Genomic DNA, 13239 nt, shown 5'->3' with positions numbered 1-13239 from the left:
ACGAAAAAAAGGATGCCTCATCGCAAATACGCTGCTACATTTGGCGATGTTAACGTTAACTTTTCTAAAAACAAAAATAAAGAGGGCTTTATGAAACAGCTGAAATCTCTCCTTCCTGCCGCACTGCTCACCCTTTGTGCCGGGTTTCCATGCCTCTCGAGCGCAGCCAACCTGACGATCTCGTGCGGGGCGGTAGGCGCGGAGTTGCAACTTTGCAAGGAGGCTGTCGAGGCGTGGTCGAAACAGACCGGCAACAACGTCGAGGTGGTTTCCACCCCTAACTCGGCGACCGAGAGGTTGTCGTTCTATCAACAGATCCTCAGTGCGCAGTCCAGCGACATCGACATCATTCAAATCGATATGGTGTGGCCAGGGATGTTGGCCAAACACTTGATGGATCTGCGCGAGGTGCTTCCCGCCGACGCGACCCAAGGCTACTTCCAGGCGCAAGTGGATAACGCCACGGTGAACGGACGGTTGGTGACGATGCCGTGGTTCACCGACTCGGGCCTGCTGTATTACCGCAAGGACTTGCTCGAGAAGTACAACCAGCAGGTTCCCCAGACTTGGGAGGAAATGACCGCTACCGCCAGAAATATTCAACAGGCCGAGCGCAATGCCGGGAACCCCAATGCGTGGGGTTACATCTTCCAGGGACGCGCCTACGAGGGCCTGACGTGTAATGCGCTGGAATGGATCAGCAGTCAACCGGAAGGCGGACTGGTCAATCCTCAAGGCGACATTGTGGTCAACACTCAGGCCTCAAGAACGGCTTTGACCCTGGCGAAAAGCTGGGTGGGAGACATCTCCCCGCGGGGCGTACTCAACTACACCGAGGAAGAAGGCCGTGGCGTCTTCCAGTCAGGAAATGCGCTGTTCATGCGTAACTGGCCTTATGTCTGGGCCTTGGTGCAAAGCCAGGACAGTGCCGTAAAAGACAAGGTCGGCGTCGCTCCCCTGCCCCGCGGCGGCGAGACCGGCAGCCATGCATCCACCCTCGGTGGCTGGGGCCTGGCGGTATCGCGCTACAGCGCCCACCCCAAACTTGCCGCCGAGCTGGTGAGCTACCTGACCCGTGCCCAAGAGCAAAAACGCCGTGCCCTGATAGGCGCCTATAACCCGGTTATCGAGTCGCTGTATCAAGATCCCGAGTTGCTCGCGGCCATGCCTTATTACGCTCAGTTGCACAGCATTCTCAACGATGGAGTCATGCGCCCCGCCTCAATCACCGCCGATCGCTATCCACGGGTCTCCAATGCGTTCTTCGATCGGGTGCATGGCGTGCTGGCGGGCGAGTTGCCTGTCGATCAGGCGCTGGCCGAACTGGAAAGCGAACTCACTCGCATCAAACGCCGGAACTGGTAAGCCACAAGGAAGGAAATCACCATGTCTGTCTCTGCTACCCATGCCCCCTTTGACGAGCTTCTGCTCACGAGGGAAACGCCCGTACAACGCCGCCGGGTACGCGCCGCCTGGCTGTTTCTGACACCGATGCTGCTCTGTCTGGCCCTGGTCGCAGCCTGGCCGCTACTGCGCACATTCTGGTTCAGCCTGACCGACGCCAGTCTGTCGGACACCGGTGGCGGATCCTTCATCGGCCTGAGCAATTATCTGTTCCACAACGGTTCCACCTGGTCGGGCATCCTGGTCGATCCTCAGTGGTGGAACGCGGTGCGCAACACCTTGCATTTCACCGTGGTGTCAGTGGGGCTGGAAGTCGTACTGGGACTGCTGGTGGCGTTGCTGCTCAACATCAAGTTCACCGGCCGTTCTCTGGTGCGGGCGATGATTCTGATTCCCTGGGCGATTCCGACCATTGTCTCGGCAAAGATCTGGTCATGGATGCTTAACGACCAGTTCGGCATCATCAATCACATGATGCTGAGCCTCGGCCTGATTGACGCGCCCCTGGCCTGGACGGCCGATGCGGACCTGTCGATGTGGGCGGTGATCCTCGTCGACGTCTGGAAGACCGTCCCGTTTGTCACGCTGCTGATGCTGGCGGCCTTGCAGATGTTGCCGAGCGATTGCTATGAAGCCGCCAGGGTCGATGGCATTCACCCGCTGAGGGTGTTCTGGCGTGTCACGCTTCCCCTGCTGATGCCCGCGTTGCTGGTGGCGGCGATCTTCCGCATCCTCGACTCGCTGCGGGTATTCGACGTGATCTATGTGCTGACCTCGAACTCGTCGAGCACCATGAGCATGTCGGTGTATGCCCGCCAGCACCTGGTGGAGTTCCAGGACGTCGGTTACGGCAGCGCGGCTTCGACGCTGTTGTTTCTGGTGGTTGCGGTGATCGCCATGCTTTATCTCTACCTCGGACGCCGTCAACTGGAGGTCCGCTCATGAGCCCGCGCCTGCTGAAAAAAGCGCTGTTGCGCCTCGGGTTCTGGTGCCTGATCGGGGTGTTGCTGCTGTATGCGGTCTTCCCCTTCTACTACGCCATCGTGACGTCGCTGAAGCCGTCCAGCGCCTTGTTCGAGGTGAGCTACTGGATCGAAAACCCCGACTTCTCCAATTACGCGGCGGTACTCCACCAAGCCTCATTCTTGCGGGCGATTGGTAACTCGCTGGTGGTTGCGCTGTGTGTAGTGACGCTGGCGCTGTTCCTCAGCCTGACCGCTGCCTATGCCTTGGGCCGGGTGAAATTCCGTGGGCGTGGCACGGTCTTGATGATGGTCCTTGGGGTGTCGATGTTTCCCCAGGTCGCGGTGCTGTCGGGGCTGTTCGAAGTGATCCGTGCCCTGGGCCTGTACAACACGTCCTGGGCGTTGATTCTGAGCTACACGATTTTCACCCTGCCCTTCACCGTCTGGGTGCTGACCACGTTCATGGGGCAACTGCCCCATGAACTGGAAGAAGCGGCAATCATGGATGGCGCTTCACCCTGGGTCACGCTGACCCGCGTGCTGTTGCCGCTGCTCTGGCCCGCACTGGTCACCACTGGCTTATTGGCCTTCATCGCCGCGTGGAACGAGTTCCTGTTTGCCCTGACCTTCACCCTCACCGACACCCAACGCACGGTGCCGGTCGCCATCGCCTTGATTTCCGGCGGCAGCCCCCATGAGTTGCCTTGGGGGTTGTTGATGGCTGCATCGGTGCTGGTCACCGTCCCACTGGTGATTCTGGTGCTGATCTTCCAGCGCCGAATCGTTTCCGGCCTCACTGCCGGCGCGTTAAAGGGTTGATGCCCAACAAAGACAAGGAACAGCATCGTGATCAAATTGAAACTGGACAACGTGAACAAACAATTGGGCGGCGCGCGGATTCTTCGCGACGTCAGCCTGGAAATCGCGGCGGGTGAATTCGTGGTGTTCGTCGGCCCTTCGGGCTGCGGAAAATCGACCCTGCTACGCCTGATCGCCGGGCTGGATTCGATCTGCGGCGGCGACCTGCTGATCGACGGGCGGCGGGTCAACGACCTGGAGCCCCGCGAGCGCGGCGTCGGCATGGTGTTTCAGTCCTATGCGCTGTACCCGCACATGAGCGTCTACGACAACATCAGCTTTGGTCTCAAACTGGCCAAGACTGAAAAGACCAGCCTGCGCGAGCGCGTGCTGAAAACTGCGCAAATCCTGCAATTGGACAAACTCCTGCAACGCAAGCCCAAGGAACTGTCTGGAGGGCAGCGTCAGCGTGTGGCCATGGGCAGAGCCATGGCGCGGGAACCGGACATTTTGTTGTTCGATGAACCGCTCTCCAACCTGGATGCCTCCTTGCGGGTGCAGATGCGCAACGAAATCGCCCGGCTGCATGACCGACTGGGTTCGACCATGATCTACGTCACCCACGATCAGGTGGAAGCGATGACCCTGGCCGACAAAATCGTCGTGCTCAATGGCGGTCGCGTAGAACAGGTCGGCTCACCGCGCGAACTCTATGAGCGTCCGGCCAGCCGCTTTGTCGCCGGTTTTCTCGGTTCGCCGAGAATGAATTTTCTGCCGGCACGCCTGCAGGCGCCAGGCGAAACCAGCCTGGTCGATAACCTCGTATTGGGTATCACCTCCCTGCCCTTCGACAGCTCGAACCTGGCGGCAGGCACGCAGCTGAGCCTGGGGATTCGCCCGGAGCACGTGTCGCTCAAGGCGGCGGATGGAACCGCCGGCGTCGTCGTGACTGGGGTCGAATACCTGGGCAGCGAAACCTATGTGCACCTCGATACCGGTCAGGACGAGCCACTGACCTGTCGTTGCGAGGTCAGCGCCGGTTGGCAGGTGGGCGATCGGGTCGAGCTGCTGCTGGACACCCACAACCTGCACCTGTTCGACGCCGACGGCGCAGCCTTGAAGCGCCATCCACAAGCCATTGAAACCCTGCCGGATGGCGTCCCTCTGCGCCCGGTACGAGCACGCGCCCTATGAACATGTCTTTGAATACCCCGAGCGATCCAATGCCTTGCACCCTTGACCTTGCGCAGCGTGCGCTGAGTGACGGCCTGTCTCGCGTCATCCACGATTATCGACCCGGTTATCATCTTGCCCCCCAAGTGGGCTGGATGAACGACCCTAACGGGGTGGTGTACTTTCGTGGCGAATATCACGTGTTCTATCAACACCACCCTTTCGAAGCGAAATGGGGCCCGATGTATTGGGGGCACGCCAAGAGTGCCGATCTGGTCCATTGGCAGCATCTGCCCATAGCACTGGCACCCGGCGATGACTTCGACCGTGACGGTTGTTTTTCCGGTAGCGCCGTGGTTTGTGGCGATACCCTGGCGCTGATCTACACCGGGCACACCTGGCTGGGGGAAGTGGGTGACGAGCGCTCGATCCGTCAAGTCCAGTGCCTGGCCACCAGCAGCGACGGCATCCGGTTCGTCAAGCATGGCGCCGTCATCGACACCGCGCCGCAAGACACGATCATGCACTTCCGTGACCCCAAGGTATGGCAGGAAGATGACTATTGGTACCTGATTGCCGGCGCACGTCTGGGCGATGTGCCGCTGCTCCCGCTGTACCGTTCCACGGATCTGCACGCCTGGGAGTTCCTCGACTACGTGTCCAGCGGCAACGCGGGCGATGGCTATATGTGGGAGTGCCCGGATCTGTTCCGACTGAACGGACGCGATGTGCTGCTGTACTCCCCCCAGGGCATGCAAGCCCAGGGTTACGATCGGCTCAACAAGTACCAGACCGGCTATCGCGTGGGCCGACTCGACAGCGAATGGCACTTCACGGGCGGGCCTTTTATCGAGCTGGATAACGGCCATGATTTCTATGCCGCGCAAACGCTACAGGCCGCCGATGGTCGACGCCTTGTGTGGGCGTGGCTCGACATGTGGGAAAGCCCGATGCCGAGCCAGGCCCATCACTGGTGCGGCATGCTCGGTTTGCCGCGCGAACTTGAACTGTGCGCCGATCGCCTTTGCGTGTATCCGGCACGGGAGCTCACCGCTCTGCGCAAGGCGCCATTGCCGGGCACGCCCTGGTGGGATGAGTCGGGCACCCGGTGGGTGCCGGACGTGAAAGGCGACATGCTCGAAATCCATGTGCATCTGGATCTGCTCGGCTGCACCGGGGACTTGGGGATCGCCTTGCGTTGCAGCGATGATGGTCATGAAGAAACACTGCTCTACTACGATGCATCGCTGCATCGTCTGGTGCTTGACCGTAGCCACTCGGGTGCGCAAGTCAGCGGTCAGCGCAGCGTGGCGATAGACCCGACACAAGAGCGACTGGAACTGCGTGTATTCCTCGATCGCTCGTCCATCGAGGTGTTCGACGAAAACGGGCGTTTCAGCCTCAGCAGTCGCCTCTACCCGCGGCCCGACAGTCTGGGGGTGAAGCTGTTTGCCAGCGGCAGTGGCGGGCGTGTCTCGATTCCCAAGGCATGGCCGCTCGACTCTGGCTGGCTATGAGCGGCGTCATTCGAGTCGCGAGAAGCCCGGGCCCTGTGTCATGATTCCGCGTCAACCTGACCGGCCTTGCCTCGCATGACTTCAGTGAAAGACGTTGCACAGCTGGCCGGCGTGTCCCTGATGACGGTTTCTAGAGCGCTCAACAACCCGGAAAAACTGAGCCCCGAAACCCTTCTGCGGGTGCGTCGCGCCATTGATGAACTGCAATTCGTACCGAGCCTGTCGGCGCGCAAGATGCGCGGCGACAACCTCCAGTCGCGAACCATCGGCGTGTTCGCGCTGGACACCGCGACCACACCGTTCGCGGTCGAGTTGCTGCTGTCCATCGAACAGACCGCGCAGCAAGCCGGCTGGAATGTGTTCATCCTTAACTTGTTGAGCAACCCGCCCACCGACCAGAACATCGACCTGATGTTGTCGCACCGTCCCGACGGGTTGATCTTCAGCGCCATGGGGTTTCGCCAGGTGAGCATTCCCGAGCGCTTGAAGAGCAAACCCCTGGTGCTCGCCAATTGCCTGGCGGATGACAGTCGCCTGGTCAGTTATGTGCCAGACGACGAAACGGGGCAGTATCGAGCCGTACATCACGCATTGAGCCAAGGCTATCGCCGCCCGCTGTGTATCAATCTGCCCAAACAGAGCCTGGCCTGGGGCCTGCGGCAAAAAGGCCTGCTGCGTGCCTGCCAGACATTCGGGCTGGGGCCTGACGCACTCCTGCAATACGACCTTTCCGATCATGACGCCTATGCTGAAACCGCAGCCATCCTCGACCGGCACATCATCGAGGGTCGCCCCCAGTTCGACATTCTGATCTGTGGCAACGACCGCATTGCCTTTTGTGCCTATCAGCTGTTGTTGGGCCGAGGCCTGAAAATTCCTGACGATGTTGCCGTGCTCGGCTATGACAACATGATCGGCATCGCCGAACTGTTCATCCCGCCGCTGACCACGGTGCAATTGCCGTACTACGAGATCGGTCGCAATGCGGCCCGGCACCTGATCGAGGCCCTGGAGGTAACGGGAGCCCAGCCGGTTGATTGTCCATTGGTGGTCAGAACGTCATTGTGAGCCGTCAAAACCCTTTACCGAGGGCAAGCCTCTCGGTAAAGGGCTGAGCGATTACTTGGGTGGAACGAAGTTATCCAGCATTCGATTCACCGCCAGTTCCCCCAGCATGATCACCTGCTGAAGCGCCAGCAGGGTATTGCGGTGGGGGCCCTCCACCATGGCAGCAATGTCGCTGGCCATGACACTGGCCGACGCCAGGTTCTCGCACGTTTGAACCAGCAAGGCTTCCTGGTCGACATCCGGGGCAACCATATACAGGGTGCTGGGTTTGCGTGGGGTGTTGTTCATGATCGCCGCCGGATTGAGGTAGAAATCGAGGGCGCGCTCGGCGGCTTCGTTGAGCTTTTTTGAGTCGAGGGATTCGTACGGGGATGCCGGATCGGTGTCCGGCGAATCGGTGTCTGGTGGATTGGGCGTCACTTTGAACATAAATCAAACTCCTGATACGAGTTTATAAAAAAGAGCCATCACACTCGCTACCAAACGAAGGTGGCGGCCATACGCGGGTTGGTAGACCGGTCGTATCAGTTCCCGGCGCCCTCGAAAGGACCCCGCGCATGACCACCATAATAGGTGACGCGATGCGCCGTGATACGAAACCGGGCTACCAAACCCGATCACTGATTTCAGTGACAGGGAAACGATAAGGCCCGAGCCACAGGCGCACAAGCCGGCGGATTCTGTCTTAACCGTAGGTAACGGCGCAAGGCCTTGTAGCCCTTCGGGAAGTAACATGGAGTGTCTTTAAACACGCATCGTTAAACGCGTGAAAGCTTTCAAAAATCGAAAGATTCGTCGAATACCACTCCGCCAGGGACGGTGCCCAATGTGTACCGGCCTATCCCGGAATGGACCGGATCTATCTCGCTTATCCATTGGGATTTATCCCGGGTCTGAACATTTACAAACGGAATATGGCGCCGCCGTTCCCTCCCGCCTCATCCCGTCTCCCTCCCCCAACTAGTCCGAAACTCCCACCCCACTCGGGAGTTTCGGCCGATGCGCAATCCCCGCCGCTTACCCATAGTTGCGACCAAAGGTCAACGGTCAGGCCTAGATGACCGCAATTGCCCAGGTAAACGCTATGACTATCCAGGAACAAAATTTGGCGAACGCTCTGAGCGTCGTTGGGACCGGCGCGAACGTTACGCTGGATGAAACGGCCGGGCTGCAGAACGCCACCGCCACGCCAAGCCCTGCGGAAGACGCTAACGACAACGACATTCTGCTGGCGTCCCTGCCCTCGACCTTCTCCACCCGTCTGACCGCACTGGGTGCCGGTACCGCAACGGGTGCAGCGTTGAGTGGCTATACCGGTGCCGCGGGCAACACGGGCAGCAATGCGTTCTCCGTCACCGCAGACCCCGGAGCCAGCATTACCAATATCAGCTTCGTCGACAGCGCTGGCGCACCGCTCAATGGCCTGGACAGCGGCCTGGATACCCTCAATGGCACCAGCATCCTTCTCTATACGGATACGAACAACGACAACATCGTTCTGGGCCGAATCGGTGGCTCGACCGGCACGATCGTATTCGCTGCCTATATCGAAGAAACCGGATCGCCGGTCTCGGGCGGCAAAATCTGGACCGTGGAGTACCAACCGCTCCAGCATACAAATACGGCGAACCCCGATGATTCGCTCAATCTGCTGAATAAGGTGTACGTCGGAGCCAGTCAGGACATGGAATTCAGCCTGGCCGGTGTGCCCTCCGGTTCGAACCTGTTCCTGATGTTCACGAAGGCGAACCCGACAGTTGTCGATGTCGGTGGTGTCTTGCGAATCACGGACCCCACCATCATCGCCACCGGCAAGGACCCCGCAGACCAGTCAAGCGGCGCCAATATAAACACTGGCGACACGATCATTACCAGCCAGGCGGCTAACCCGACCACCTTCGGTACCAACAATCAGATGATTACGGAGCAGGAAGGCATCCGCTTCTCGTTCGTCACCGGTGCCAGGCAGGATGTGACCATTCCCAACCTCAGTCAAAACGAAGCAGATGTTGAGTCCAACATCGACTTTACCGACGTCTTCAATGCGAAGATGGCCAGTTTCGACGTCGTGCAGTTGCAAAGCGGCAAGAGTGCTGTCGTAAAAGTCAGTGCATTCACCACTGCGGCTGAACCTGGCGTGAATTTCATCAACGGCTATACGAACGATACGTCGGTTGCCATCACCAATGTTCGCGTCTTCAACATCAGCACCGGGCAGGTGATCGAGAATTCAGACGGATCGGTGAATGATACGAGCATTACCATTACCATTTCTGGTGGGATTGCCACCATCAGCGGCGTTAAAGCCGGCTACCAGATTGAATACACCACAGCCTCGGATCACAACCGCGTGCTCGTCGAGAACGGTGCTGCCCTCGATGCCAAGGGCACTGCCCATGCCGATTTTGATGTGGGTGGCTTCACGTTGGTCCAGGCCTCTGTTTCGACCGCCGAAGTCGGCTCCAGGATGCTGTTCGAGGACGACGGGCCGAACATCAGCACCACCGGCACCGAGCCGACGCTGACAGTGGACGAAACGGTACTGGCGACCAACGCCACCCAGAGCTTTGCCGCCAACTTCACCTCGGCGTTTGGCGCCGATGGCGCCGGCACGCTGACCTATGCGCTCGGCGTGGTGGCGGGTGCCTCCGGACTGGTGGACACGGCCACGGGCGAGGCGGTCAACCTGTCGCTCAACGGCACAGTGGTGGAAGGCCGCACGGCCACGACCAGCCAGTTGGTATTCACGGTCAGCGTCGCCGCCAATGGCAACGTCACGCTCGACCAGCTCCGCGCGGTGGTGCATCCCGATGCCACCAATCCCGATGATTCGAAGAGCCTGACGGCGGACAACCTGGTGACGCTGACGGCAACCAAGACCGATGGGGACGGCGACAGCGCCCAGGCGACCCTCAACATCGGCCAGAACCTGGTGTTCAAGGACGACGGGCCGAGCGTCAGCACCACCGGCACCGAGCCGACGCTGACGGTGGACGAGACCGTCCTGGCGACCAACGACACCCAGAACTTTGCGGCCAACTTCAACTCATCATTTGGCGCCGATGGTGCCGGCACGCTGACTTATGCGCTGGGCGTGGTGGCGGGTGCCTCCGGGCTTGTGGACACGGCCACGGGCGAGGCAGTCAACCTGTCGCTCAACGGTACCGTGGTGGAAGGCCGCACGGCCACGACCAGCCAGTTGGTGTTCACGGTCAGCGTCGCCGCCAATGGCGATGTCACGCTCGACCAGCTCCGCGCGGTGGTGCATCCCAACACCACCAATCCCGATGATTCGAAGAGCCTGACGGCGGACAACCTGGTGACGCTGACGGCGACCAAGACCGATGGGGACGGCGACAGCGCCCAGGCGACCCTCAATATCGGGTCGAACCTGGTGTTCAAGGACGACGGACCGAGCATCAGCACCACCGGCACCGAGCCGACGCTGACGGTGGACGAGACCGTCCTGGCGACCAATGCCACCCAGAGCTTTGCCGCCAACTTCAGCTCGGCGTTTGGCGCCGATGGCGCGGGTACGCTGACTTATGCGCTGGGCGTGGTCGCGGGTGCCTCCGGGCTGGTGGACACGGCCACCCACGAGGCGGTGAACCTGTCGCTCAACGGCACCGTGGTGGAAGGCCGCACGGCCACGACCAGCCAGTTGGTGTTCACGGTCAGCGTCGCCGCCAATGGCGACGTCACGCTCGACCAGCTCCGTGCGGTGGTGCATCCCGACACCACCAATCCCGATGATTCGAAGAGCCTGACGGCGGACAACCTGGTGACGCTGACGGCGACCAAGACCGATGGGGACGGCGACAGCGCCCAGGCGACCCTCAATATCGGGTCGAACCTGGTGTTCAAGGACGACGGACCGAGCATCAGCACCACCGGCACCGAGCCGACGCTGACAGTGGACGAAACAGTCCTGGCGACCAACGCCACCCAGAGCTTTGCCGCCAACTTCAGCTCGGCGTTTGGCGCCGATGGCGCCGGCACGCTGACCTATGCGCTGGGCGTGGTGGCCGGTGCGTCGGGGCTGGTGGACACGGCCACCCACGAGGCGGTCAACCTGTCGCTCAACGGCACAGTGGTCGAAGGCCACACGGCCACGACCAACCTGCTGGTGTTCACGGTCAGTGTGGCCGCCAATGGCAACGTCACGCTCGACCAGATCCGCGCGGTGGTGCATCCCGATGCAACCAATCCTGATGACTCGACGAGTCTGACGGCGGACAACCTGGTGACGCTGACGGCGACCAAGACCGATGGGGACGGCGACAGCGCCCAGGCGACCCTCAACATCGGCCAGAACCTGGTGTTCAAGGACGACGGGCCAAGCATCAGCACCACCGGCACCGAGCCGACGCTGACAGTGGACGAGACGGTGCTGGCGACCAACGCCACCCAGAGCTTTGCCGCCAACTTCAGCTCGTCGTTTGGCGCTGATGGCGCGGGTACGCTGACCTATGCGCTGGGCGTGGTGGCGGGTGCCTCCGGACTGGTGGACACGGCCTCGGGCCAGGCGGTGAACCTGTCACTCAACGGTGGCGTGGTGGAAGGCCGCACGGCCACCTCCAATCTGCTGGTGTTCACGGCCACCCTGGCCGCCAATGGCGACGTCACGCTCGACCAGCTCCGCGCGGTGGTGCATCCCAACACCACCAATCCCGATGATTCGAAGAGCCTGACGGCGGACAACCTGATAACGCTGACGGCGACCATCACCGACAAGGACGGTGACAGCGCCCAGGCGACCCTCAACATCGGCCAGAACCTGGTGTTCAAGGACGACGGACCGAGCGTCAGCACCACCGGCACCGAGCCAACGCTGACGGTGGACGAGACCGTCCTGGCGACCAACGCCACCCAGAACTTTGCGGCCAACTTCAGCTCGGCGTTTGGCGCTGATGGCGCGGGTACGCTGACCTATGCGCTGGGCGTGGTGGCAGGTGCCTCCGGGCTGGTGGACACGGCCTCGGGCCAGGCAGTGAACCTGTCGCTCAACGGTGGCGTGGTGGAAGGCCGCACGGCCACCTCCAATCTGCTGGTGTTCACGGCCACCTTGGCCGCCAATGGCGACGTCACGCTCGACCAGCTCCGGGCGGTGGTGCATCCCAACACCACCAATCCCGATGATTCGAAGAGCCTGACGGCGGACAACCTGATAACGCTGACGGCGACCATCACCGACAAGGACGGTGACAGCGCCCAGGCGACCCTCAACATCGGCCAGAACCTGGTGTTCAAGGACGACGGACCGAGCGTCAGCACCACCGGCACCGAGCCAACGCTGACGGTGGACGAGACCGTCCTGGCGACCAACGCCACCCAGAACTTTGCGGCCAACTTCAGCTCGGCGTTTGGCGCTGATGGCGCGGGTACGCTGACCTATGCGCTGGGCGTGGTGGCAGGTGCCTCCGGGCTGGTGGACACGGCCTCGGGCCAGGCAGTGAACCTGTCGCTCAACGGTGGCGTGGTGGAAGGCCGCACGGCCACCTCCAATCTGCTGGTGTTCACGGCCACCTTGGCCGCCAATGGCGACGTCACGCTCGACCAGCTCCGGGCGGTGGTGCATCCCAACACCACCAATCCCGATGATTCGAAGAGCCTGACGGCGGACAACCTGATAACGCTGACGGCGACCATCACCGACAAGGACGGTGACAGCGCCCAGGCGACCCTCAACATCGGCCAGAACCTGGTGTTCAAGGACGACGGACCGAGCATCAGCACCACCGGCACCGAGCCGACGCTGACGGTGGACGAGACCGTCCTGGCGACCAACGACACCAAGAACTTTGCGGCTAACTTCAATTCGGCGTTTGGCGCCGATGGCGCCGGCACGCTGACCTATGCACTGGGCGTGGTGGCGGGGGCCTCCGGGCTGGTGGACACGGCCTCGGGCCAGGCGGTGAACCTGTCGCTCAACGGCGGCGTGGTGGAAGGCCGTACGGCCACCTCCAACCTGCTGGTGTTCACGGCCACCTTGGCCGCCAATGGCGACGTCACGCTCGACCAGCTCCGGGCGGTGGTGCATCCCGATGCCACCAACCCCAACGACTCGACGAGTCTGTCGGCGGACAATCTGATAACGCTGACGGCGACCAAGACCGATGGAGACGGTGACAGCGCCCAGGCGACCCTCAACATCGGCCAGAACCTGGTGTTCCTGGATGACGGCCCATCACTCGCGTTCGGCAACCTGATCGGGACCGGTAGCGTCCTTCCACAATACGGGTTCTGGGACAAGGCGGCAGGTGCCGACGGATTGAGCGCGGCCGGTCTGGATATTTCGTTGGTGAATGACCAGT

8 protein-coding genes are annotated in these 13239 nt (G+C 61.3%); 7 read left to right on the top strand and 1 reads right to left on the bottom strand.

Going from position 1 to position 13239, the window contains the following annotated elements; translation table 11 throughout:
• Window positions 1-90 precede the first annotated feature (90 nt).
• The 6 genes from KGB14_RS13740 (at window position 91) to KGB14_RS13715 (ending at window position 6925) form a co-directional block, all read left to right on the top strand.
• Window positions 91-1365, top strand: coding sequence for an ABC transporter substrate-binding protein (locus KGB14_RS13740; protein ID WP_223487360.1), 1275 nt, complete (start codon window positions 91-93; stop codon window positions 1363-1365).
• A 21-nt stretch (window positions 1366-1386) separates the two neighbouring features.
• Window positions 1387-2349: a carbohydrate ABC transporter permease gene (locus tag KGB14_RS13735; RefSeq protein ID WP_223487359.1), complete on the top strand. Its 963-nt coding sequence runs from the start codon at window positions 1387-1389 to the stop codon at window positions 2347-2349.
• Window positions 2346-3188 (top strand): carbohydrate ABC transporter permease, encoded by an 843-nt coding sequence (locus KGB14_RS13730; RefSeq protein ID WP_114760565.1) that lies wholly within the window; start codon window positions 2346-2348, stop codon window positions 3186-3188. Before KGB14_RS13735 ends, KGB14_RS13730 begins: the two co-directional genes overlap by 4 nt.
• A 27-nt stretch (window positions 3189-3215) precedes the next feature.
• Window positions 3216-4361 (top strand): ABC transporter ATP-binding protein, encoded by a 1146-nt coding sequence (locus KGB14_RS13725; RefSeq protein ID WP_223487358.1) that lies wholly within the window; start codon window positions 3216-3218, stop codon window positions 4359-4361.
• 29 nt (window positions 4362-4390) lie between these two features.
• The gene (locus KGB14_RS13720) at window positions 4391-5857 is read left to right on the top strand and encodes a glycoside hydrolase family 32 protein (protein ID WP_411740785.1); all 1467 of its coding nucleotides are present in this window, start codon (window positions 4391-4393) and stop codon (window positions 5855-5857) included.
• A 75-nt stretch (window positions 5858-5932) separates the two neighbouring features.
• Window positions 5933-6925, top strand: a complete 993-nt coding sequence (locus tag KGB14_RS13715; protein ID WP_223487356.1) for a LacI family DNA-binding transcriptional regulator — start codon at window positions 5933-5935, stop codon at window positions 6923-6925.
• A gap of 51 nt (window positions 6926-6976) precedes the next feature.
• Here the strand turns inward: KGB14_RS13715 and KGB14_RS13710 are convergent, their stop codons facing one another.
• Complete coding sequence (locus tag KGB14_RS13710) at window positions 6977-7354, bottom strand: DUF6124 family protein (protein ID WP_223487355.1); 378 nt, start codon at window positions 7352-7354, stop codon at window positions 6977-6979.
• A gap of 628 nt (window positions 7355-7982) precedes the next feature.
• Between KGB14_RS13710 and KGB14_RS13705 the strand changes: the two genes are divergently transcribed.
• Window positions 7983-13239: DUF5801 repeats-in-toxin domain-containing protein (locus KGB14_RS13705; protein ID WP_223487354.1), on the top strand; the 5257-nt coding region annotated here is incomplete at its 3' end.

Origin of the sequence: Pseudomonas sp. A-RE-19, from assembly GCF_019956555.1 — a bacterium.
Taxonomy (GTDB): domain Bacteria; phylum Pseudomonadota; class Gammaproteobacteria; order Pseudomonadales; family Pseudomonadaceae; genus Aquipseudomonas.
Note: the sequence above shows the minus strand (reverse complement) of the source record. Positions and strands in the feature narration are given on the sequence as shown.

Bases quoted from the DNA above. Each gene is read 5' to 3' on its own strand.
- KGB14_RS13740 (WP_223487360.1), top strand. From the start codon at position 91: ATGAAACAGCTGAAATCTCTCCTTCCTGCCGCACTGCTCACCCTTTGT.
- KGB14_RS13720 (WP_411740785.1), top strand. From the start codon at position 4,391: ATGCCTTGCACCCTTGACCTTGCGCAGCGTGCGCTGAGTGACGGCCTG.
- KGB14_RS13735 (WP_223487359.1), top strand. From the start codon at position 1,387: ATGTCTGTCTCTGCTACCCATGCCCCCTTTGACGAGCTTCTGCTCACG.
- KGB14_RS13730 (WP_114760565.1), top strand. From the start codon at position 2,346: ATGAGCCCGCGCCTGCTGAAAAAAGCGCTGTTGCGCCTCGGGTTCTGG.
- KGB14_RS13710 (WP_223487355.1), bottom strand. From the start codon at position 7,354: ATGTTCAAAGTGACGCCCAATCCACCAGACACCGATTCGCCGGACACC.
- KGB14_RS13715 (WP_223487356.1), top strand. From the start codon at position 5,933: ATGACTTCAGTGAAAGACGTTGCACAGCTGGCCGGCGTGTCCCTGATG.